This window comes from Pisciglobus halotolerans (genome assembly GCF_900113675.1).
Lineage (GTDB): Bacteria > Bacillota > Bacilli > Lactobacillales > Carnobacteriaceae > Pisciglobus > Pisciglobus halotolerans.
This window is the reverse complement of record NZ_FOQE01000007.1, coordinates 21,943-44,895: the sequence shown is the minus strand read 5'-3', so window position 1 is coordinate 44,895 and position 22,953 is coordinate 21,943. Positions and strand designations below refer to the sequence as shown.

Here is a 22,953-nt window from a genome sequence, read left to right as displayed (position 1 = left end):
ATGAAAAAAGTATTGATCGTAGATGACGAGCCATCTATTTTAACCTTATTGAAGTTTAATTTGGAAAAAGAGGGCTACAATGTTGTCACTGCATTAGATGGTTTAGAAGGTTATACACTTGCAATGGAAAGTTCGTACGATTTCATTATTCTTGACCTGATGCTTCCTTCAATGGATGGTATGGAAGTATGTAAAAAATTGCGTCAGGAAAAAATCAAAACGCCTATTATGATACTGACGGCTAAAGATGATGAACTAGATAAAATCATCGGTTTAGAACTTGGAGCAGATGACTATATGACCAAGCCTTTCAGTCCACGTGAGGTGCTTGCACGAATGAAAGCAATTTTCAGACGCACAAATGAAACATCTGATGAATCACAACATAAAAACGATGGATCTAAAGACGCTGCAGATGAAATAATCACGATCGGAGAAGTTGAGATTTACCCAGAAGAATATATCGTGAAGGTAAGAGGCGAACACATCAGCCTGACACCAAAAGAATTCGAGCTCCTTCTCTATATGTCGAGAAGGATGAACCGTATTTTAAGCCGTGACCATTTATTAAACGCCATTTGGGATTTTGATTATGCAGGTGAGACACGGATCGTAGATGTGCACATCAGTCACTTGCGCGAAAAAATCGAAGAGGATACGAAAAAGCCGAAATATATCTTAACTGTTCGCGGTTTTGGATATAAATTTGAGGAACCAAAACCATGAAACAACTGCAGTATCAGATCCTCAGTACATTTATTGTTATTTTTACGTTATTCAGCTTGTCTTTCAGCTTTTTTCTCCACTCTGTTTTATCAGAAGATGCACGCAATCATCAAAGAACACAGTTAACAGAACAGGCAAAGCTAATGGCTGATTTTTTAAACGAACTCCCTATGTTGGATAATGAGCAGAAGACAGAATCTTTCCTGGCAAATCTTTCTAAAGACTCAAAAACTCGTCTTACCTTGATTTCAACAACTGGACAAGTTTTATATGATTCAAGCATGGATAAAGAGCAGATTGAAAATCACTTGGATCGAGAAGAAGTGCAGGACGTTCTGAAAGGAAAGCCGTATAGTATTAGCGAACGGAAAAGCGAGACCACTCTTGAACTCCAGTTTTATGTAGCCGTTCCCGTTGTATCAAATACAAATGAGATCACAGCTGTTTTGCGTTTAGCCCAGCCGGAGAAAGAATTGGCTAAAATTGGACAGCAAATTCCACGGGTCCTGTTTTTATTTATTTTATTAGCTTTAGGTGCAGCTTCGATCGTTACGTATTTTTTAGCTAAAAAAATTGCCAAACCGGTTCAAGAAGTGATGTTTGTCACGAAAGAGCTGGCTAACAAAAACTATGCTGTCCGTTTTTCTGGAAGAGGTTACGGCGAGTTGGCAGAATTAGGGTCTACAGTCAATGAACTGGCCGTCAGTCTGGAAGATCAAATGCAAGAAATCAAACAGAATGACAAACAGCTGCACGAGCTGATCAATCATCTTGTAATCGGTGTGATGCTGCTGGATCATCAACGTAGTGTTCAAATGGTCAATCCTGCGATGGAGCGGATTTTACGCACAGGTGCAGACGCATTGATCGGCAAACCTTATGTTGAAGTGATCAAGAGTTATGGGTTAAGTCATCTGATTGAAAAAACGTATCGAAAAAAGACGACTCAGAATGATGAGATTTATTTCTACTACCCTGAGGATACGATCGTGGATGCCAACATCGTGCCCTTAATCGAACGAGAGCCTAATGATTTGAGGCTGATCGTCTTATTGTATGATATTACTGAAATCAGAAGGCTTGAAAAAGTACGGACCGATTTTGTAGCAAATGCTTCTCATGAACTGAGAACACCAGTCACAGCATTAAAAGGCTTCACCGAAACATTGCTGGATGGAGCGATGAAAGATCCAGAAGTATTGCAACAGTTCCTTGACATCATGCTGAAAGAAAGCCGCCGTTTGGATTCGCTGGTCAATGATATCCTAGAACTTTCTCGCGCTGAGCAAAAACAAGTTCCGCTCGAAGTAGAGACGGTCAGCTTAGAACAAACTGTAAACTCAGCTGTTCAGCTCGTTCGACAAAAAGCAGACCAAAAGAAAATCACGATCAATATGGTGATAGATCCACTGATGCTTCAAACAGATCCTGACCGATTGAAACAAGTTTTAGCTAACCTGCTTCATAATGCCGTTGCTTATACGCAGGAAAAAGGAGAAGTCGTTGTTCGTGCTTATCAAGAAGATCAGATGGCTACGATTCAAGTAAAAGACAATGGAATAGGTATTCCAGAAGATGAACAAGACAGGATCTTTGAACGTTTCTATCGCGTTGATAAAGCGCGCAGTCGTTATTCCGGAGGTACTGGATTAGGTTTGTCGATTGTAAGGTATTTGGTTGAAAACCTAAATGGAACGATTTTCGTGGAGAGCAAGTTAGGATTAGGAACGGTATTTACAGTAAAATTACCGATTCGTTTTTAAACAGCAACCATCAGTAAACAGAAGAAAAGAGCACGATTTAAAAGTTTGGGTATTTGTCCGCCTTTTCTTCTATAAAATGCAGTGTTATGGGCGGAAGCTATTGCTTTGTTAGTCGTATAGTATAATCAGCAGTCTGTAAGAAGATTCTTCTGGATCTTTCTACAGGCTGCTTTTTTGAGTTCTTCATTTGTATCTTCCAGCAACCAGATTTGTTCCATTTAAACAGATTTCGTCTAGGCAGTTCTTTGTTTCTTAACATTCTTTACATAGCTATACAGTTCTATACAAAAAACTTACATAAAGTCAAAATGAAATCAATATTGAATGGGTATGATGAACGTGTAAGAGAAAAGGGCTTTAAAATAAAAAAAAGGTGGGAAAAAGATGACGATTACGAAATGGATAAAATTTGCGACGGTATCTGGAGCTGCACTGATCTTAGCTGCTTGTGGAGGAAGCAATCAATCAGAAGAAGCAGAAGCTCAATTGGGAGGAAATGATTTCGATCAAACACAAAATGTTCATGTCATCTCACGAGAAGATGGTTCGGGTACTCGAGGAGCATTTACTGAAATAACAGGCATATTAGCCAAAGATGGAGACAAAGAAACCGACCTTACATACAGCGGAGCGACGATTCAAAATAATACAAACGCTGTGATGACTTCTGTGGCTCAGGATATTGCAGCTATCGGCTACATTTCAATGGATTCATTGAACGATTCAGTAAAAGCTGTTTCGATAGATGATGTATCTCCTTCTATCGAAACGATCCAACAAAAAGAGTATCCTATTTCACGTCCATTCAATTTAGCTTACAAAGGTGAGTTATCTGAAGCGGCAGAAGACTTTTGGAACTACATCATGAGCAAAGAAGGTCAGCAGATCATTGCGGAAGAAGGACTGGTCCAAGTTGTCCAACAAGCGCCTGCTTATCAAGCTAGCGAAGGACTGTCTGGGACGATCAGCGTAGTAGGCTCTACATCCGTTACACCTGTCATGGAAAAGTTGGCGGAAGCTTATCAAACCTTACAACCAAATGTTCAAATCGATATCACTTCTAATGGTTCTTCAGCTGGCATGACGGCAGCTATGGATGGTACAGCAGAGATTGGCATGTCTTCTAGAGAATTGACAGAAGAAGAGACCTCGCAGCTTGAATCGGAAGCCATTGCCATAGATGGGATCGCCGTCATTGTTCACAAAGACAATCCCGTTCAGTCCTTAACGACAGAGCAAGTCAAACAAATTTTTACTGGCGAATTGGATACGTGGGAAGGTCTTGCGCCGTAAATACTTTATCCTGGCTGAAGAGCTGCGGCAATAAGGCCACAGCTCTTCTATTTTAGGAGCAAGAAAGTGAGGGAAGATGGGATGCAGTATAACGATAAGCTGAATCTGAAAAAGTTGGATCAAGATTTGATAACAGTGAATAAAAAGAAGAAGAAAGTGCAAAAAATCGGGATGGAAAATTGGATGAAAGGCATTTTCTTCATGTGTGCTGTCTTTTCTATATCGTCCATTGTTTTTATGATCTATTTTATTTTTTCATCGGGTATCCCCTTTATCACGGAATATGGGGTAGCGCGTTTTTTGACAGGCACAACATGGGCACCTTCTAATACTCCTGGATCATACGGTATTTTACCAATGATGATCGGTTCTATTTTAGTTACCGGCGGAGCAACTTTAATCGGCATGCCGATTGGAATACTGACGGCTGTTTTTATGGCGGCGTATTGTCCGCCTGAATTATACAAAATTTTAAAAGCAGCTGTAAATCTGATGGCAGCTATCCCATCTATTTTATATGGTTTTTTTGCCCTGCAATTTATTGTGCCTTTTATGCGTGAAGTCGCAGGAGGAACCGGTATGAATATGATGACCGCTATGATTTTGCTGGGATTAATGATTTTGCCTACGATCATTAGTTTATCAGAAGCGGCTTTAAGAGCTGTTCCTCGGTCTTACTATGAAGGGAGCTTAGCTTTAGGGACAACACATGAAAAAACAGTTCTATCTGTTATGGTACCGGCAGCAAAATCTGGAATCATTTCATCAGTGATTTTAGGGATCGGACGGGCTATTGGAGAAACAATGGCCGTTGTTCTGATTGCAGGCAATCAACCGATTATTCCAGACAGCCTTTTTAGCGGTGTGCGTACCTTGACTACTAATATTGTTCTAGAAATGGCTTATGCACAAGGGGAACATAAAGAAGCGTTGATCGCGACAGCGGCTGTTTTGTTTTTGTTTATTTTGATGATCAACAGTTTGTTTCTCTATGTCAAAAAGAAAAGAGGTTAAAAAATGGGCAGTAAGTGGATTAAAATAGCTGTTTATCTTTCTGCAGGAATCACCTTTGCAGCGCTATTATTTATGGTCATGTTTATATTTATCAAAGGGATCCCTTATCTGTCACTTGATTTATTTTCTTGGGAATACACAACTGAAAATCAATCTTTACTGCCTTCTTTATTAACAACATTGATCGTAGTAGGGCTAACCTTGTTGATTGCTGCGCCTATCGGAATTTTTACCAGTTTCTATCTTGTTGAGTATGCTAGTAAGACGAGCAAGTTTGTTTCCGCTATTCGCATGGCTGTAGATACATTAGCGGCCGTTCCCTCAATCGTATACGGGCTGTTTGGGATGATTTTTTACGTAACGTTCTTGGGATTTCAGTATTCTGTTGCCGCTGGCGTCCTAACTTCAGTCATCATGATTCTGCCTATTATCATCCGTTCAACAGAAGAAGCATTATTTTCTGTAAGTGATACATTAAGAGAAGCCAGTTATGGGTTGGGAGCTGGTAAGTTGCGTACAATCTTTAGGGTTGTTCTTCCTGCTGCAATGCCAAGCATTCTCTCTGGCTTGATTTTAGCAAGCGGAAGAGTAATTGGAGAAACAGCAGCTTTGATGTATACCTTAGGAACTTCTACTCATTTGCCTTCAGGACTTTTTTCTTCAGGGCGTACACTAGCACTGCATATGTATGTACTAGCTAGTGAAGGACTTTATGTAGATAAAGCTTATGCTACAGGAGCCGTGTTGATCATTCTTGTTATTGTGATCAACAGTGTTGCTACTCTATTAAGTCAAACCACCATAAAGGAGACAGTAAAATGAATAAAATCGAGATCAATCAGCTCAACCTATGGTATGGTCAATTTCAAGCTTTACATGATATTGTCCTTGATATCCCAGAAAATGAAGTGACGGCCTTTATTGGACCATCTGGTTGTGGAAAATCTACTTTAATCAAAAGTTTAAATCGAATGAATGACTTAGTAGATCATTGCCAAGTCAAAGGAGAGGTTCTTTTCAATGGGACAGATATTTATCGAATGTCTGATCCTGTATCTGCCTTAAGGAAAAAAATCGGTATGGTTTTTCAACAACCCAATCCTTTTCCAAAAAGCATTTATGATAACGTTGCTTATGGGCCAAGGACACATGGGATCAAAGATCGTAAAACGTTAGATACAATCGTTGAAAAGAGCTTGCGAGGAGCAGCAGTTTGGGAAGAAGTAAAAGATATTCTGAACAAAAGTGCTTTGTCTGTTTCAGGAGGTCAGCAGCAACGAATCTGCATCGCTAGAGCGTTAGCCGTACAACCTGAAGTGCTGTTGATGGATGAACCCACCAGCGCATTAGACCCAATCTCGACAGCAAAGATCGAAGAACTGATTATAAACTTGAAGAAAAACTATACGATCGTGATGGTCACGCATAATATGCAGCAAGCTTCACGAATATCTGATCAGACTGCTTTTTTCTATAATGGTCGAATCATAGAGACAGATAGAACAGAACGCTTATTTACGCGACCTGCTAAACAACAAACAGCAGATTACGTTTCAGGACGTTTCGGATAAGTTTACGCAAACAATTTTAAAAGACTTTTTATTAAAAGACCGTGATGAACAGTAGAACCGCTAAAACCTTCTTTAGCCGTTTTATTGTTTTTTTTGGTTCTACAATATTTAACGTTGGTGTGTAAAATATCAATTTTTTAATGCTAAGCTCGTTAGAATCCTATTTCTAGAAATTTCAGGAGGCGACTAGGGCTAATGATAGCCATGAAAAAAGATGCAATGTGAATCACTTAGTGTTAGGCTTTATCCATTACACTAAGTTTGAAGCTTGCAAATATTGGGACGCGATTTTCGGCTCAATGTGTTCTCATGGCTTTCCATCAATAGCCCATCGACAGTAGGAAATTTCTTTACCAACGTTAAAAGAGGAAGACCCTTTTTTTTTGTTGCTTGAAACACTTTCCTGGATTTGCCTTTACATAAAATTTACAATAACGCTATAGTAGATTTACAAAGAAGCGGTATGATACAGGTAGAATGTCCTTACATTAAGCTTTTTTGGCTTATTGTCAATGATAGAAAATGGGTGACTTTTATCAAAAAAGATTTGATCGTAAAGGAAAAGTGCAGTCAGATGATAGGAGGAGGTAGACTATGAAATTAAAAAAAATAAAGCTGCTTTTGACATTAGCAGGTCTCATGCTTGTTGCGACTGCTTGTGGAGAAGTTGTAGATGAAGAATCCATCACTGCCGTGGGATCATCTGCTATGCAACCATTAGTTGAAGCTGCTGGAGAACAGTATAGTGCTGAAAACCTTGGCAAGTTTATCAATGTTCAAGGTGGAGGAAGCGGTACTGGATTGAGTCAGATCGATGCTGGTGCTGTTGATATTGGTAATTCAGATATTTTTGCTGAAGAAAGCGGAGGAATCGACGCTGATAAGCTAGTCGATCACCGTATTGCAGTCGTCGGCATCACACCCATCGTGACACCAGGTACAGGTGTCACGGACGTCACGCTGGAAGAATTGCGCGATATTTTTACAGGAAAAATTACCAACTGGGCAGAGTTGGGCGGAAAAGATTTGCCGATCACGGTATTGAATCGTGCTTCAGGAAGCGGCACAAGAGCGACATTTGAACAATGGGTGCTAGGAGACGAAAAAAGTATCGTTTCTCAAGAACAGGAGTCTAGCGGTACAGTTCGACAGATCGTCGCTAATACGCCTGGGACGATCAGTTACGTTGCTTTCTCGTATGTGACAGATGAAGTTGAAGCATTATCTATAAATGTCGTTGAACCAACGAATGAGAATGTTCAAAACAACGACTGGATCATCTGGTCTTATGAACATATGTATACAAATGGAGAACCAGAAGGATTAACGAAAGATTTTCTTGATTATATGCTGTCTGAAGATGTACAGCAAACGCTCATTCAAGCCTTAGATTATATTCCTATCAGCAATATGAAAATCGAACGAGACGTTGAAGGAAATACGACTCCAGTTCAATGAAAAAAAGAGCCACATCAACTGGAATAAAATATTTTTCTGTGCTTTATGAGTTAGAGGAGGTTATCTTTTGAAAGAGATACATGGAGATTTTTCAAAAAAATCGAAAAAAAGAAAATTAGAAAGTTTTGGAAGAACCATCAGTTTTGTTTGTATAGCACTGATTGTTCTAGTCGTACTGTCCATCTTGTACTTTGTGATCAGCAAGGGGGTCTCAACCTTTTTTGTCGATCATGTTTCTCTTAAAGACTTTTTATTCGGTACACTTTGGCGTCCGGGTGAAGTTGGAGAAGACGGCAATCCGTTAGTAGGGGCCTTGCCGATGATCGTTGGTTCATTCGGTGTAACGATTTTTTCAGCAATTTTTGCAACCCCCTTTGCGATTGCAGCCGCTATTTATATGGTTGAAATTTCGCCCAAAACTGGGAAAAAGATTTTACAGCCTGTCGTCGAATTATTGGTAGGCATTCCTTCTGTTGTTTATGGTTTTATTGGTTTAATGGTGGTGGTTCCAACGATCCGCTCCATTTTCGGAGGAACAGGATTTGGTATTCTATCTGCCACACTTGTTTTATTCGTCATGATCTTGCCTACTGTAACGAGTATGGCAGTTGATGCTTTACAGGCAGTGCCACGTCATTACCGGGAAGCTTCATTAGCAATGGGCGCAACTAGATGGCAAACCATCTATAAAGTAGTATTGCGTGCAGCTACTCCGGGCTTATTAACAGCTGTTGTATTTGGAATGGCTCGTGCATTTGGCGAAGCTTTGGCAGTGCAAATGGTGATTGGGAATGCAGCAATGATGCCGACAAGCCTCATCACACCTGCTTCGACTTTGACCAGTATTTTGACTATGAGCATGGGGAATACAGTCATGGGGACACTTGAAAACAATGTTCTCTGGTCGCTAGCCACTATTTTGCTTATCATGGCCTTATTGTTCAACATTTTGACACGTTGGATCGGCAAGAAAGGGGCAATGAATAAATGAATCCGAAAAAAGCAGACAAAATAGCAGTGGGTGTTATTTATATGATGTCAGGTATCATTGTGCTCATTTTAGCTAGTTTATTGCTATTTATTTTATGGAGAGGATTGCCAGAAATTTCGTGGGAGTTTTTGACCTCACCTTCTAAGTCGTTTCAAGTAGGCGGCGGGGTAGGTATCCAACTCTTTAACTCATTTTATCTATTGATTTTAACGATGTTGATCAGTGCGCCGCTAGCATTAGGTGCGGCCATCTATTTATCTGAGTATGCCAAGAAAAATTGGGTGACCGATTTTATTCGAACAGCTATTGAAGTGCTTAGTTCATTGCCTTCTATTGTGGTCGGGCTGTTTGGCTTTCTTATTTTTGTTGTTCAATGGGATTTTGGTTTTTCTATACTTTCAGGAGCATTGGCATTGACGATCTTTAACCTGCCATTGTTAACGCGGACGATCGAAGATGCTTTGCAGACCATACCCGCCACCCAACGCGAAGCTGGACTTGCATTAGGTCTGTCACGCTGGGAAACTGTTACACGCGTCATTCTGCCAGCAGCTTTACCGGGAATCATCACCGGTATGATCCTAGCAGCCGGACGTATTTTTGGTGAAGCCGCAGCATTGATTTACACAGCAGGACAAAGCGCACCAGCACTAGATTTTACAAACTGGAATCCACGTTCCATTACGAGTCCATTAAATATTATGCGACCAGCTGAAACACTAGCGGTTCACATTTGGAAAATCAACAGCGAAGGAGTTATGCCAGACGGCACACAAGTATCAGCAGGCGCATCTGCCGTTTTGATCCTAGCCGTCATGCTATTCAACTTAGTCTCAAGATACCTTGGCAAAAAAATCCAGAAAAAAATCACAAGCGCATAAAGATAGGATGTGGAGCGACCCCGAAAGAGAACGAGCACTAACGAAGGAACAACGCAAGCAACCCAGCGAAGCGGTTGTGCGGATGTTACAAGTTAGGCGGAGATCTCTGGGGAGCGCAACTCAACTACGAAGATACGGAGAAAGCCTGCAAGAGTCACAGCAAAAACACTATCGGAAGCACTGTTGCCGTTCCGGCAAAGTGTATCATGCCTCTAAGCGATTAAAATCGCAAGAGTCATGACAATGCGAAGCAAAGCCGAAAGAGGCGACAGGAAAATGAAAAAGCGCGCCAAAGCGGTTGCGCAGATATTTGAACATAAAGGAGGACTTGGACGATGGCAAGTCAGGAAACATATATCGTTCCAGCTAAAAACCACGAACAGGTTATTTTGGAAACAAATGATCTGCATGTGTGGTATGGAGATAATGAAGCAATAAAAGGTGTTTCACTTGAATTTGAAGAAAATAAAATCATTTCATTGATAGGTCCAAGTGGGTGCGGAAAATCGACTTATTTAAGATCATTGAATCGAATGAACGATGAAATCCAAATCGCACGAGTAACGGGTGAAATCTTATATAAAGGCGTGGACGTTAATAAACCTGATATCGATGTGTTTGAAATGAGAAAGAATATCGGAATGGTTTTCCAAAGACCCAATCCTTTTAGCAAATCGATTTATGACAATATCGCTTTTGCTTTAAGAAGACATGGCATCAAAAATAAAGCAGTCCTAGATGAAACAGTTGAGACGAGTTTGAAACAAGCTGCTTTATGGGACCAAGTAAAAGATGAACTGCATAAAAGTGCTCTTGCTCTATCAGGCGGGCAGCAACAACGGCTTTGTATCGCCCGTGCCATCGCCATGAAGCCGGATATTCTACTCCTAGATGAGCCAGCTAGTGCGCTTGATCCTATCTCGACTGCTCAAGTCGAGGAAACTTTGATGGAATTGAAGGAAAACTACTCCATTATCATTGTGACTCATAATATGCAGCAAGCTTCGCGTATTAGCGATCATACAGCCTTTTTCTACGCTGGGAATGTTTTGGAATACAATGAAACACGGAAAATCTTTACTCGTCCAAAAATACAAAAAACGGAAGATTATGTTTCTGGAAACTTTGGATAAGATATAGCTCAAGTTTTTAATGAGTATGACAAGCTGAGACAAAAGGAGTGAGATGAGATTGTCAACAAACGAAACGATCATCGAATCAAATGATATCCATTTGTATTATGGAAAAAAGGAAGCTTTAAAAGGAATCTCAATGGAAATCCAGCGCAATGAAATCACCGCTATGATCGGTCCCAGCGGATGCGGAAAATCGACTTTTTTAAGAACCATCAATCGAATGAATGACTTGATCCCGAATGTGACGATCACTGGACAGGTGAAGTTTCAAGGAGAAGACATTTATAGTCCCAACATGGATACTGTTGAGTTAAGAAAAAAAGTAGGAATGGTCTTTCAGCAGCCGAATCCTTTTCCTTTTTCTGTTTTCGATAACGTTGCTTACGGATTGCGGATCGCAGGCATGAAAGACAAGAAAAAAATTGAAACGATTGTTGTGGAAAGTTTAAAAAAAGCAGCTGTTTGGGAAGATGTAAAAGACAAACTACATGATAGCGCATTGGCTTTATCAGGAGGACAACAGCAAAGAGTTTGTATTGCACGTGTATTAGCAGTCGAACCTGAAATCATTTTACTAGATGAACCAACCAGTGCACTCGATCCGGTGTCGAGCGGAAAAATTGAAAATATGCTTTTAAGTTTGAAGGACCAATATACAATGATCATGGTTACACACAATATGCAACAAGCTTCCCGTATTTCAGACAAAACCGCTTTTTTCCTAGAAGGACATTTGATTGAATACGGAGAAACAAGACAAATCTTTACTAATCCGCAAAAGAAAGAAACGGATGATTATATTTCGGGACGTTTTGGCTGATGTTGTTTAGCCCGTCATAAAGAGAATGGAGGATTTTGATTGAGACAAGCGTTTGAAGAAGAAGTTAATACACTGCATATTCGCTTTTTGGAAATGGGTAAGCTAGTCAATGAAGCGGTATATAAATCTGTTAAAGCTTTTACAAATCATGACAAACAATTGGCTTTGCAAGTCATTGAAGAAGATCATCTGATCAACCAGCGCGAACAAAAGCTGGAAGAATCTTGTTTTGAGCTGATTGCACTACAACAGCCAGTAACCAGTGATTTGAGAAAAATCATCACAGTAATGAAAGCCAGTGCTGATTTAGAACGCATGGGCGACCATGCTGTGAGTATTTCAAAGTCAACGATCCGCGTCAAAGGCAGAAAGAGAGATGCTGAGATCGAAGCTCGACTAGTCGATTTAGCAGAATTGGTAAAAGTCAGTTTAGAGGAAGTTTTAACTGCTTATTTAAAAAGCGACGTTAAAAAGGCGAAAGCCATTGCAGCAAAAGATAAAAAAATCAATGAACGTTCAAAAGAAATTCTGAGTCTTTGTATTGAAGATATGAAAAAAGATACAGAATTGGTTTTTGGCGCGACAGACTATATGCTTGTCTCAACTTATTTAGAACGAATCGGCGATTATGTCACAAATATTTGCGAATGGATCGTCTACTTGTCGACAGGTAAGATGTTGGAGCTGAATACTAAAAATGTTGAGTAGTCACAACTCTAATCTTCTGATCACTTGCAGAACACGAATCGCTTGTTGTGGTTATATTTTTCTCAAAATGACTTAAAAGAAGCGTTAATTCTGGACGTTCTCTTATTTTCAATGCATAATGAAATTAATAGATGCACAGTTTTTTAGTAAACTGCTGCGAAAAGAATACGATGCTGAAGGTGAAAACATGAGACAACAATTTGAAGAAGAATTAAATGAGCTACACATTCAGTTTTTTAGGATGGGACGGGCAGTTCACGAGGCTGTTCAAAAATCAGTTGAAGCTTTTGTGACGCATAATAAGCAAATGGCACAAGAAGTGATCGATCATGATATCGAAATCAATAAAATCGAAATGGATCTTGAGCAGAAATGTATTGAATTGATTGCCTTGCAGCAACCTGTAACAACAGACCTAAGGAAAATCATTACAGTCATGAAAGCTACTTCTGACTTAGAGCGGATCGGCGACCATGCTGTGAGTATTTCAAAGTCGACGATACGCGTTAAAGGCAACAAACGGGAATACGATATTGAAAAACACTTGTCAGAAATGTCTGAGAAAGTATTGTATTTGGTGAGAAAAGTAATGGATGCCTATGTCATTTTTAATGCAGATGAAGCGATCAGATTAGCAGAATATGATCAAGAAGTAGACAAAATGGGAAAACAAATCTACGAAGAAAGCATTGAATTTATGAAAAGCGACCCTGAGATCGTATTGGGTGCGACAGACTATGTGCGCGTTACGACTTATCTCGAACGCATCGGTGACTATGTCACGAACATCTGCGAATGGATCGTTTACTTGGATACAGGCAAAGTGATCGAGTTAAATACTCATAACCATCTGGAAGATATTTAAAAGATAAGGGTTTAAACTTTTTTCAGTGTTTGTAGCAAGATGCCGAAATGATAACAGTAAAAAGAAAGGAAAAGCACATCTCTGCGATGCTGTCTTTTCCTTTCTTTTTTGATGATCTATCTGGTAAACTACTCATATGATTAAACAAACATTCGGAAGGTGTCTAAAAAATGGAACAAGAAAATCAATTGCATTTAAATAAAACCATATTAGAAAGTGCTAGCAAGATTTTTAAAACGTTAAGTGATCCAACACGGCTTTCTATCCTTTATCTGTTAGGCAAACAAGAGTTGAATGTGGGAACGATCGCTCAATTGTTGGGCATGGAACAATCGGCTGTTTCGCATCAACTAAAAACGCTGCGGTCCGCTCGCTTAGTAAAAGCAAGAAGAGCTGGAAAAACAATGATCTATAGTCAAACAGATGATCACGTTTACCGGATTATTGATCAAGTGATCTCTCATACTAAAGAAGACGAGAATCAATAAAGATCTTCGATTAAAAAAGGGAATGTTCTTGTTTTTTTCATTAAGGTATGCTAGTATATTGGCAATTTAAGCAATTATTGTGAAAGGGTGGAAGCTATGGGTATGCATCAATATATCAAAAGTTTGAGCGACTTAGAAAATATCATTCGTTTATCGGGGAAATTTAAGTTTGAAGAGCATTCAGTAGCAGCTCACTCCTTTAAAGTTACACAGATCGCCCAATTCTTAGGGACGGTAGAAGAACAAGCTGGCAATAAAGTGAACTGGAAATCACTTTATGAAAAAGCATTGAATCATGATTACACCGAACTGTTTATCGGCGATATCAAAACGCCTGTTAAATATGCTGATCCTCAACTGCGCGAAAAACTAGCAAATGTAGAAGAACAAATGGCTATGCATTTTATCGAAAGTGAAATCCCTGAAGAATTTCAGGCTGTTTATAAAGAACGTTTCAAAGAAGGAAAAGATGAATCACTGGAAGGAGAGATTTTGTCAGTTGCTGACAAGATCGACTTATTGTATGAGTCATTTGGAGAAATCCAAAAAGGAAATCCAGAAGATGTATTTACTGAAATCTATGAAGAATCTTTAACGACCATTTTAACCTTTAAGCACTTGAAAAGTGTAAAGTACTTCTTGCATGACATTCTACCGGATCTCTTAAGCGGAGACTTTACAAATCAAGTACAACTGCAAGAAATCTCACAGCGCATCTTTACTGAATATGCTGTGAAGTAATCTTTAGATAAAATGAACAGATGTTCGCTTAAAAGGTAGAACAGTGGTATAATAGAAGGAAGGGAATAGGATACGTTTTGCTATCCTATTTTTTCTGTTTTCGTTAAACTAAAGAAGACAAAGAAAAGGAAATTTACGATAAAGGAAGTTGAGAAATGCCAAGTGAAAATATTGTTGTGCATGGTGCACGCTCACATAATTTAAAAGATATCAACCTGACGATCCCAAGAGATCAACTAGTCGTTTTCACCGGATTATCCGGCTCAGGAAAAAGTTCTCTTGCTTTTGATACATTATATGCAGAAGGACAGAGAAGATATGTTGAAAGTCTATCCGCTTATGCACGACAATTTTTGGGGCAAATGGACAAACCAGACGTCGACAGTATTGATGGATTAAGCCCGGCTATTTCGATCGATCAGAAGACAACGAGCAATAATCCACGATCGACTGTTGGAACAGTAACAGAAGTCAATGACTATTTACGGCTGCTTTATGCACGCGTTGGTCACCCAATCTGTCCCAATGACGGTACAGAGATCACTAGACAAACTGTTGAACAAATGGTTGACCGTGTCATGGTTTATCCAGAAAGAACAAAAATCCAAATTTTAGCACCTGTTGTATCCGGAAAAAAAGGACAACATAAAAAACTATTAGAAAAGATCAAAAAAGAAGGCTACATTCGAGTGCGGATCGACAAAGAAATGTATGATCTAGCTGAATTGCCTGAATTAGAAAAAAATAAAAAACATGATATCGAAGTGGTCATTGACCGAATCATGATCAAAGAAAGTGTTCGTTCGCGCTTATTTGATTCTTTTGAAGCAGCTTTACGTTTAGCAGACGGATATGCTATTGCTGATGTGATCGGACAAGAAGAAGTATTGTTCAGTGAGCACTATGCCTGCCCATATTGCGGCTTTACAGTAGGCGAATTGGAACCGAGACTGTTTTCATTTAATGCGCCATTTGGTGCTTGTCCTGATTGTGATGGACTAGGATCAAAACTTGAAGTAGATATCGATTTGATCGTTCCAGATTCCTCACTAACGGTCAAAGATGGGGTATTTGCACCTTGGAAGCCCATCAGTTCAAACTATTACCCTCAAATGCTGGAACAAGCTTGCAAAGCGTTCGATATCGATATGAATGTTCCATTTGAAGAGCTGCCGGATAGAGATAAACAGTTGCTGCTTTATGGTTCAGACGGAAAATTATTCCATTTCCATTATAAAAATGATTTTGGGAATGTCCGAGATGTGGATGTTCCGTTTGAAGGGGTAGCTGTTAATGTCAATCGTCGCTACCATGAAACTTCAAGTGACTTTACACGTAGCCAGATGCGTCAATACATGACTGAGTTGACTTGTCAGACTTGTCACGGAAAAAGATTGAATGAAAAAGCTTTGGCAGTGAAAATCAATGGAAAAGATATCGGTGATGTATCTGATTATCCCATTGATCAATCGTATGACTTTTTTGAAGAATTGACATTGACAGAACAAGAAAAAATGATTGCAAAGCCAATTTTAAAAGAGTTGCATGATCGGTTGAGTTTTTTGAAAAATGTAGGATTAAGCTATTTAACTTTGGGCAGAACAGCTGGAACACTATCTGGGGGAGAAGCGCAAAGAATTCGTCTAGCGACTCAAATCGGTTCGAATTTATCAGGTGTTTTGTACATTCTTGATGAGCCTTCTATCGGACTGCATCAGCGGGATAACGACCGTTTGATCGATTCACTGAAAAAAATGCGTGATCTCGGGAACACGTTGATCGTCGTCGAACATGATGAGGACACCATGCGCGCAGCGGATTATTTAGTAGATATCGGTCCAGGAGCGGGCGAATTCGGTGGAGAAATCGTCGCTACAGGTTCTCCAGCAGAAGTAGAACAAAACCCTGCTTCTTTAACGGGTGCTTATTTATCTGGTAAAAAGAAAATTCCGGTGCCTGCTGAACGACGCACAGAAAATAAAGGGAAAGTGCGAATCAGCGGTGCTCAAGAAAACAACTTAAAAAGCGTAACCGTTGATTTTCCGTTGGGTCGCTTTATTGCAGTAACAGGTGTTTCCGGTTCGGGAAAAAGTACCTTAGTAAACAGTATTTTGAAAAAAGCTTTGTCGCGTGAATTAAATCGATCAAAACAAAAACCGGGTAAATTTAATAAAATCACTGGCTTTCAAGATCTTGAAAAAATCATCAATATTGACCAAAGTCCTATTGGCCGTACACCTCGGAGTAACCCGGCTACCTATACAAGTGTGTTTGACGACATTCGCGATTTATTTGCTACAACGAATGAAGCAAAAATACGAGGCTACAAAAAAGGCCGTTTCAGCTTTAACGTAAAAGGCGGACGCTGCGAAGCTTGCAAGGGAGACGGTATTTTAAAAATTGAAATGCATTTCCTTCCTGATGTGTATGTACCTTGTGAAGTTTGTCATGGTGCTCGTTATAATTCAGAAACGCTGGAAGTGAAATACAAAGGGAAGAATATTGCAGAAGTATTAGATATGACAGTAGAAGAAGCAACTGAATTCTTTGCAGCCATTCCAAAAATCAAACGGAAATTACAGACGATTATTGACGTTGGCTTAGGTTATGTACGACTAGGACAATCTGCTACGACGCTTTCCGGTGGAGAAGCTCAACGAATGAAGCTAGCCAGCGAATTGCATAGACGTTCAAACGGGCAAACTTTTTATATTTTTGATGAGCCAACAACTGGTCTGCATACTGATGATATCGCTCGATTGTTGAAAGTGCTTGACCGTTTAGTAGAAGCAGGAAATACCGTCTTAGTCATCGAACACAACCTAGATGTTATCAAAACTGCTGATTACATTATCGACTTAGGCCCAGAAGGCGGAGCAGGCGGCGGAACCATCGTAGCAACCGGCACACCTGAAGAAATTGCCGACATTCCAAACAGCTTTACCGGCCAATACCTCAAAAGAACTTTAGAAAAAAATAGGATGTGAAGAAAGCCCGCAAGAGTCACAGCAAAAACAGGAAGTTGTTGAAGAGAGCAGCGAAGCGCGCATCAAAACAACTTATCTTTTTTGCAAAGACTCTGGCTTTCGCAACTCAACTAAAAAAACAGGATGTGAAACGACCCCGCAAGAGAACGAGCACTAACGAAGGAATAACGCAAGCAACCCAGCGAAGCGGTTGTGCGGATGTTACAAGTTAGGCGGAGATCTCTGGGGAGTGTAACTCAACTACAAGGACGTGGAGCGAGGCCGATAGAGGCGACGGGAAAATGAAAAAGCGCGATACAGAGCATCCTGCGCATGTGAGCGACTTTAGAATTTTACCCGAGACTCTTCCTCGCGCAACTCAACTACAAGGACGTGGAGCGAGGCCGATAGAGGCGACGGGAAAATGAAAAATAAAATCGTTAGCGGAAGCACTGTTGCCGTTCCGGCAAAGTGTATCATGTCTCTAAGCGATTAAAATCGCAAGAGCCATGACAATGTGAAACGACCCTGCAAGAGAACGAGCACTAACGCAAGCAACTTAAGGGCGCAAAGGCTCGTTCCTCTCGTTTTGTATTCACTGGCTAAGATTTGTTTTACAAACCAAGCTGGTTAGGATTTTCTCGTAGAGTGCAGTTCAATTATCAACGAATAAGATTCATAGAAGGTCAATGATAGAAGCTTTGATTTTTTCATGTTAAAATGGTGATGAAAGATTAATTTCCGTGGATTCGGTCTATGTAAGGATGTTAAAATCGTCCTTAAGTCCTATGACAATTTTTCTTAAATAGCGCATAATAAATATAGAACAAAAGTTGATCATGAGCCGTTGAAAAAATGAAAAATAGAACTGCCAGAAACCATTAAGGAGGAAAATCATCATGAAAGAAAGAGAACGTATTCTTGAATTGGTCAAAAAGGGAATCATCTCCACAGAAGAAGCTCTATTGCTATTAGAAAATCTTGCAGAAAAAGAAGGACAAGATACAGTAAAGAAAGAGCGTGCTTCTGTAGAAGACATGTCCTCCCAAGAGCCGGAAGTATCAGCTGACAAGGAACCAGAAAAAGTAGATGTAGAATCTATTGACGAAGAAGAATCTTATCGCAAAGCCGAAGACAAACTGAGAGAAGAACAAGAAAGAGATCGTCAGCAGTTGGAAGCTATTTTAGAAGAACTAGCAAATCAAGCTTCTGCTTACTCTGTCCAACTTGATACACTGAATGAAAAAATTGATGAAGTAGAAGAGCAAAAAGATACGTTAGATGAAAAGTTGCTTGTTTTTCAAACAATGGAAGACCTAGATGAACTGGAACCAGGCAAAGAAGAAGAAATGAAACAACTGCAACATCAAATCGATCAATTAGAGGATCAATTGATCGACTTGAATGAGGAACGAGACGAATTAGAAGATCAAATGCGGTCTGTTAAAAAGAAACAATGGAAAAAGCAAAAACAACAAGTGAAAGAAAAATTTGAAATACCAGATGAATGGAAAGAAACAGCACACAAAACATTGGATGAAGTAAATGAAAAAGTATCCGATGCGGGTAGTCAATTGGGTAAATTCTTAAAAGACAGTTTCTCTTCTATTGTTGACAGTATGGAATGGAAAGATGTCAATGTTCGAGTGCCTGGCTTAGTTTCAACAAAATTTAGCCACACGTTCACTTATCCTGAAACATCCGCTTCTATATTGAACATTAAGTTGGCGAATGGAAATGTGATCTTCAAGAAAAATGACAGTGAAGAGATCAAAGTAGTTGCAGATATCAAACTCTACGGCAAGTTAGAGGAAAATGAAGAACCAATCGATGCTTTCAACAAACGCAGTAAAATAGAATTGAATGAAGATTCCTTTACTTTCCATGTGCCAAACAAAAGTGTACGTGCAGATTTGGTGATTTACTTGCCAGATCGTTCATATGATCATACGCAAGTGAAATTGCTCAATGGAAATGTGAAGTTTGAAAGTTTTGAAGGCAATGATATCTATGTGAAATCTACAAATGGATCACTGTACTTTGAAAACTTTAAAGCGACGATGCTGGAAGCAGAAGGCGTGAATGGCTCCGTAAACGTCGCCCACAGTCATATTCGTGATTTGATGGCGAACAGTGTGAACGGCAGTCTAACGATTCGCGGAAATGTAAAGAGCAGTAATCTATCAACTGTTAATGGAGCTGTCAGACTGACATTAACTGGAGAAGATATTGTTAGAGCGGAAGCTTCTTCTGTTAATGGTGCAGTGAAAGTTTCTGTACCAAGAGAGTCCAGCTTAGAATTAGAAGCAAAAACGAATTTAGGATCCATTCAAAACCGTTTGGAAGAGACAGAAGTAGTGAAAGAAAAGAAAGAACGTACGAATCATTTATTAGTTTTAAGAAGAGGTACGACAGAAAAACCAATCTATTTAAAACTTAAAACCACTACTGGGACTGTCATGCTAAAAGACGGCGAATAAGTTGTTGTGCTTAAATAAAAAAGAGGTGAATCGGAATGAAAAAATTAACAAAATCTAGAAATGACCGGATGGTTTCCGGTGTATTGGGTGGTATTGCTGAATACTTTGGAATCGACTCTACACTAGTCCGTATTGTATATGCAATTGCAATATTATTCGGCTATGGAGCGCCTGTAGTGTTGTATATTGTTTTAGCGATCTTAATGCCTGAACCAACATCAGGTCAGTCTCCCTATCGGAACCGCAACTACTCAGGCTACTACAAAAATCAGCGCGAGAAAAAACGTAAAGAAGCTGAAAAAGTAGATAAAGACGATGACAATTGGAGTGATTTCTAGTGAGATTCTGGCAACGCATCTTCATAAACGCGTTGGTTTTCCTAGCGCTGGCTGGATTTCTTCAAAATAGCTTTTACGTCAGAAGTGTTTGGATCGCTTTAGGCGCAAGTTTGGTTCTTGCTTTGCTGAATATGATCGTGAAACCTATCCTCGTATTGTTTTCTTTGCCGATCACGATCCTGACATTGGGATTGTTTAGTATTGTGATCAATGGCGCTATGCTGAGCATGACAGCAGGGATCGTGGGCGATGGGTTTTCTTTCTCTTCTTTCTGGACAGCCATGTTTGTTGCGATTATCCTGTCACTCGTCAATACCTTCTTCAATAATCGGATGGTAACAGAGCGACGATAAAAGGAACGAAGAAAAAATAAGCGCGAAAATGAATGAGTTAAGAATATTCATGAAATGAGAGCAGGGATTTTTTATCCCTGCTCTTTTTTAGGTTTTATCGGTCCAGAATAGCAAGAACAAATGTCTGAAGGATAACGAAGTTTACAAAGTAAAGATGTTTGACTTTTCATGATGCATTTCTTTAAAGGCGTGTGTTAAAATGGTAGAATGATATGAGCCCTTTAAAACATCAGGGGTCAAAAGATTTTCTTCAGAAAGTTGAAAAGATAAAAAATAACGCTTTAAAAATCACGGTGTCTTCCTACAAGGTTAATTGCAGAGTACACTTTTTCTGCAAGGATCACTTTTTTTTATGCGTAAAAAATGTATATACCGTTTTTAAAAAATAAAGACACAAAATTTTATTGGAAGAGGTGAAGTGAATGGGAAGCAGTGTAACCGTTCAAGAACTTGTCGAAGCAATCGACTTAGAGGTCTACAGCGGCGATGCGTATTTAGGCCGTAAAATAGAAGTGAGCGACCTATCACGACCAGGATTAGAATTAACAGGTTATTTTAATTACTATCCTCAAAATAGAGTACAATTATTTGGTAGAACAGAAATTTCATTTTCAAAACAGATGACGAGTGATGAACGATTGATCGTTATGAGAAGAATGTGCCAAGAAGAAACACCAGCCTTTCTTATCTCAAGAGAATTAGTCCCACCTCAGGAACTGATTCAAGCTGCAGAAGAAAAACAGATTCCTGTTTTGATTTCAGACCAACCAACAACACGCTTGTCGAGTAATGTGACCAGCTTTTTAGAAGAGAAACTAGCAGAACGCTTTTCAGTTCATGGTGTATTAGTAGATATTTACGGGATGGGCGTACTGATCACTGGAGATAGCGGTATTGGAAAAAGTGAAACAGCTTTAGAATTGATCCAACGCGGGCATCGCTTAGTAGCTGATGATCGAGTGGATCTCTATATGATGGATGAGAGTCGCATCGTCGGTGAGCCACCAGAAATTTTAGCCCATTTGATCGAGATCCGTGGGGTAGGCATTATTGATGTAGTGAACTTATTCGGTGTGGGAGCGATCCGTACAAGTAAAACAGTCAACTTAGCAGTCAACTTGAAATTATGGAACAAAAATGAGCAGTATGATCGTTTAGGAAGCTCAGAAGAAACCTTGCATGTCTTTGATGTAGATATCCCTAAAATTTCTATTCCTGTTCGTACAGGTCGGAATTTATCCAATATCATTGAAGTTGCTGCGATGAACTTTAGAGCTAAGCAAATGGGTTATGATGCAACAGCAACTTTAAATCGCAACTTAGAAGAATTGATTCGGAAAAATTCAGACGAATAACAAGGAGTTGAAAGTATTAAATGAAAGATATTTACCCAGCACTAGATCCGATTGCAATCAAACTTGGTCCATTGTCTGTTCACTGGTATGGCGTGATCATTGCAGCCGGGATTTTTATTGCAATCTATCTCAGTTCAAAAGAAGCTGAAAAAAGAGGTATTCAAGAAGATACGATCATTGATATGGCGATGTGGATGATTCCACTTGCTTTTGTCGGTGCACGTCTTTATTACGTGATCTTCAAATTAGATTATTACCTTGCTCACCCAGAGAAAATCATTGCGATCTGGGAAGGTGGTATTGCAATTTATGGTGGATTGATTGCTGGTGGGTTAGTGATTTATTGGTTTACAAAAAAACGCGGCATTCCGATGTGGTTGATGCTGGATGTCATTGCACCGAGTGTTTTATTGGCCCAAGCAATCGGAAGATGGGGGAATTTCATTAATCAGGAAGCCCATGGCGGAGAAGTCAGCCGTGCTTTCTTGGAAAATCTCTTTTTACCAGAGTTCATCATTCGCCAAATGGAAATCAATGGCGTTTATTACCATCCAACTTTTTTATATGAATCGTTATGGAGTTTCGTTGGTTTTATCGTGATCGTATTGTTGCGAAATAAAAAGCATCTTTTGCTGCAGGGAGAAGTAGCACTTAGTTATGTCATATGGTATGCTGCAGGACGCTTGTGGGTCGAAGGCATGCGGACGGATAGTTTATACATACCAGGAACTTCAATAAGGGTTTCTCAAGCATTGAGTGCAGTTTTACTGATTGGTGCAGCGATTGTTTGGTTTTACCGCAGAAGAGATTATCCACGAAAACCGTATTACACAGATGGCTTACAGAAAAAGAAAGTCAAAAATGGTGGACAAGTTACGGAATAGTCCACAGCATTTTGATTGAAAGAGCATGAAGAGAAACCAATGACAAACGTTAAAAAATGGCGTAGACGATGGAATAATCGTTAGTACTCCTAGCAAATAGCGTTTCTTGGCAATCAGACGAC

General features: G+C 39.7%; 21 protein-coding genes. All 21 read left to right on the top strand.

The window, feature by feature from the left end; translation table 11 throughout:
• The 21 genes from BM057_RS03935 to lgt all read left to right on the top strand — a co-directional run bounded on the left by BM057_RS03935 (position 1) and on the right by lgt (position 22,831).
• Complete coding sequence (locus BM057_RS03935; protein WP_092091617.1) at positions 1-726, top strand: response regulator transcription factor; 726 nt, start codon at positions 1-3, stop codon at positions 724-726.
• Positions 723-2,489, top strand: coding sequence for a two-component system histidine kinase PnpS (gene pnpS, locus BM057_RS03930; RefSeq protein ID WP_092091615.1), 1,767 nt, complete (start codon positions 723-725; stop codon positions 2,487-2,489). The genes BM057_RS03935 and pnpS overlap by 4 nt, the downstream gene beginning before the upstream one ends.
• A 384-nt stretch (positions 2,490-2,873) precedes the next feature.
• The gene (locus tag BM057_RS03925; protein WP_092091613.1) at positions 2,874-3,782 is read left to right on the top strand and encodes a substrate-binding domain-containing protein; all 909 of its coding nucleotides are present in this window, start codon (positions 2,874-2,876) and stop codon (positions 3,780-3,782) included.
• 171 nt (positions 3,783-3,953) lie between these two features.
• Entirely contained in the window at positions 3,954-4,796 is an 843-nt protein-coding gene (gene pstC / locus BM057_RS03920) for a phosphate ABC transporter permease subunit PstC (protein ID WP_092091692.1), read from the top strand.
• A gap of 3 nt (positions 4,797-4,799) precedes the next feature.
• On the top strand, positions 4,800-5,618 hold the full coding sequence (gene pstA, locus BM057_RS03915) for a phosphate ABC transporter permease PstA (RefSeq protein ID WP_047390721.1): 819 nt from the start codon (positions 4,800-4,802) through the stop codon (positions 5,616-5,618).
• On the top strand, positions 5,615-6,367 hold the full coding sequence (gene pstB, locus BM057_RS03910; RefSeq protein WP_092091611.1) for a phosphate ABC transporter ATP-binding protein PstB: 753 nt from the start codon (positions 5,615-5,617) through the stop codon (positions 6,365-6,367). The genes pstA (BM057_RS03915) and pstB (BM057_RS03910) overlap by 4 nt, the downstream gene beginning before the upstream one ends.
• A gap of 594 nt (positions 6,368-6,961) precedes the next feature.
• Positions 6,962-7,825: a phosphate ABC transporter substrate-binding protein PstS family protein gene (locus tag BM057_RS03905; protein ID WP_092091609.1), complete on the top strand. Its 864-nt coding sequence runs from the start codon at positions 6,962-6,964 to the stop codon at positions 7,823-7,825.
• Between the two features lie 67 nt (positions 7,826-7,892).
• On the top strand, positions 7,893-8,816 hold the full coding sequence (pstC, locus tag BM057_RS03900; protein ID WP_047390717.1) for a phosphate ABC transporter permease subunit PstC: 924 nt from the start codon (positions 7,893-7,895) through the stop codon (positions 8,814-8,816).
• Positions 8,813-9,697 (top strand): phosphate ABC transporter permease PstA, encoded by an 885-nt coding sequence (gene pstA / locus BM057_RS03895; RefSeq protein WP_047390716.1) that lies wholly within the window; start codon positions 8,813-8,815, stop codon positions 9,695-9,697. The genes pstC (BM057_RS03900) and pstA (BM057_RS03895) overlap by 4 nt, the downstream gene beginning before the upstream one ends.
• Positions 9,698-10,032: 335 nt before the next feature.
• Entirely contained in the window at positions 10,033-10,830 is a 798-nt protein-coding gene (gene pstB / locus BM057_RS03890; protein ID WP_092091607.1) for a phosphate ABC transporter ATP-binding protein PstB, read from the top strand.
• 52 nt (positions 10,831-10,882) lie between these two features.
• The gene (pstB, locus tag BM057_RS03885) at positions 10,883-11,653 is read left to right on the top strand and encodes a phosphate ABC transporter ATP-binding protein PstB (RefSeq protein ID WP_047390713.1); all 771 of its coding nucleotides are present in this window, start codon (positions 10,883-10,885) and stop codon (positions 11,651-11,653) included.
• A gap of 39 nt (positions 11,654-11,692) precedes the next feature.
• Entirely contained in the window at positions 11,693-12,361 is a 669-nt protein-coding gene (gene phoU / locus BM057_RS03880; RefSeq protein WP_092091603.1) for a phosphate signaling complex protein PhoU, read from the top strand.
• 187 nt (positions 12,362-12,548) lie between these two features.
• Positions 12,549-13,226, top strand: a complete 678-nt coding sequence (phoU, locus tag BM057_RS03875; protein WP_047390809.1) for a phosphate signaling complex protein PhoU — start codon at positions 12,549-12,551, stop codon at positions 13,224-13,226.
• 170 nt (positions 13,227-13,396) lie between these two features.
• Positions 13,397-13,714, top strand: a complete 318-nt coding sequence (locus BM057_RS03870; protein WP_047390711.1) for an ArsR/SmtB family transcription factor — start codon at positions 13,397-13,399, stop codon at positions 13,712-13,714.
• A 96-nt stretch (positions 13,715-13,810) separates the two neighbouring features.
• A complete protein-coding gene (locus BM057_RS03865; RefSeq protein WP_047390709.1) occupies positions 13,811-14,455 on the top strand; it encodes an HD domain-containing protein in 645 nt (214 codons plus the stop codon).
• Positions 14,456-14,610: 155 nt separating this feature from the next.
• A complete protein-coding gene (uvrA, locus tag BM057_RS03860; RefSeq protein WP_092091601.1) occupies positions 14,611-17,442 on the top strand; it encodes an excinuclease ABC subunit UvrA in 2,832 nt (943 codons plus the stop codon).
• Between the two features lie 878 nt (positions 17,443-18,320).
• A complete protein-coding gene (gene liaX / locus BM057_RS03855; RefSeq protein ID WP_092091599.1) occupies positions 18,321-19,901 on the top strand; it encodes a daptomycin-sensing surface protein LiaX in 1,581 nt (526 codons plus the stop codon).
• A gap of 35 nt (positions 19,902-19,936) precedes the next feature.
• The gene (locus BM057_RS03850; RefSeq protein ID WP_047389980.1) at positions 19,937-20,239 is read left to right on the top strand and encodes a PspC domain-containing protein; all 303 of its coding nucleotides are present in this window, start codon (positions 19,937-19,939) and stop codon (positions 20,237-20,239) included.
• Positions 20,239-20,592: a phage holin family protein gene (locus BM057_RS03845; protein ID WP_047389981.1), complete on the top strand. Its 354-nt coding sequence runs from the start codon at positions 20,239-20,241 to the stop codon at positions 20,590-20,592. Before BM057_RS03850 ends, BM057_RS03845 begins: the two co-directional genes overlap by 1 nt.
• Positions 20,593-21,014: 422 nt before the next feature.
• Positions 21,015-21,947 carry an HPr(Ser) kinase/phosphatase gene (hprK, locus tag BM057_RS03840; RefSeq protein WP_047389982.1) on the top strand — a complete coding sequence of 311 codons (933 nt, stop codon included), beginning with the start codon at positions 21,015-21,017 and terminating at the stop codon, positions 21,945-21,947.
• 20 nt (positions 21,948-21,967) lie between these two features.
• On the top strand, positions 21,968-22,831 hold the full coding sequence (gene lgt / locus BM057_RS03835; protein ID WP_092091597.1) for a prolipoprotein diacylglyceryl transferase: 864 nt from the start codon (positions 21,968-21,970) through the stop codon (positions 22,829-22,831).
• Positions 22,832-22,953 lie beyond the last annotated feature (122 nt).

Coding starts and splice junctions, on each gene's coding strand:
- BM057_RS03935 (WP_092091617.1), top strand. CDS start 1: ATGAAAAAAGTATTGATCGTAGATGACGAGCCATCTATTTTAACCTTA.
- pnpS (WP_092091615.1), top strand. CDS start 723: ATGAAACAACTGCAGTATCAGATCCTCAGTACATTTATTGTTATTTTT.
- BM057_RS03925 (WP_092091613.1), top strand. CDS start 2,874: ATGACGATTACGAAATGGATAAAATTTGCGACGGTATCTGGAGCTGCA.
- pstC (WP_092091692.1), top strand. CDS start 3,954: ATGGAAAATTGGATGAAAGGCATTTTCTTCATGTGTGCTGTCTTTTCT.
- pstA (WP_047390721.1), top strand. CDS start 4,800: ATGGGCAGTAAGTGGATTAAAATAGCTGTTTATCTTTCTGCAGGAATC.
- pstB (WP_092091611.1), top strand. CDS start 5,615: ATGAATAAAATCGAGATCAATCAGCTCAACCTATGGTATGGTCAATTT.
- BM057_RS03905 (WP_092091609.1), top strand. CDS start 6,962: ATGAAATTAAAAAAAATAAAGCTGCTTTTGACATTAGCAGGTCTCATG.
- pstA (WP_047390716.1), top strand. CDS start 8,813: ATGAATCCGAAAAAAGCAGACAAAATAGCAGTGGGTGTTATTTATATG.
- pstB (WP_092091607.1), top strand. CDS start 10,033: ATGGCAAGTCAGGAAACATATATCGTTCCAGCTAAAAACCACGAACAG.
- pstB (WP_047390713.1), top strand. CDS start 10,883: ATGAGATTGTCAACAAACGAAACGATCATCGAATCAAATGATATCCAT.
- phoU (WP_047390809.1), top strand. CDS start 12,549: ATGAGACAACAATTTGAAGAAGAATTAAATGAGCTACACATTCAGTTT.
- BM057_RS03870 (WP_047390711.1), top strand. CDS start 13,397: ATGGAACAAGAAAATCAATTGCATTTAAATAAAACCATATTAGAAAGT.
- BM057_RS03865 (WP_047390709.1), top strand. CDS start 13,811: ATGGGTATGCATCAATATATCAAAAGTTTGAGCGACTTAGAAAATATC.
- uvrA (WP_092091601.1), top strand. CDS start 14,611: ATGCCAAGTGAAAATATTGTTGTGCATGGTGCACGCTCACATAATTTA.
- liaX (WP_092091599.1), top strand. CDS start 18,321: ATGAAAGAAAGAGAACGTATTCTTGAATTGGTCAAAAAGGGAATCATC.
- BM057_RS03850 (WP_047389980.1), top strand. CDS start 19,937: ATGAAAAAATTAACAAAATCTAGAAATGACCGGATGGTTTCCGGTGTA.
- hprK (WP_047389982.1), top strand. CDS start 21,015: ATGGGAAGCAGTGTAACCGTTCAAGAACTTGTCGAAGCAATCGACTTA.
- lgt (WP_092091597.1), top strand. CDS start 21,968: ATGAAAGATATTTACCCAGCACTAGATCCGATTGCAATCAAACTTGGT.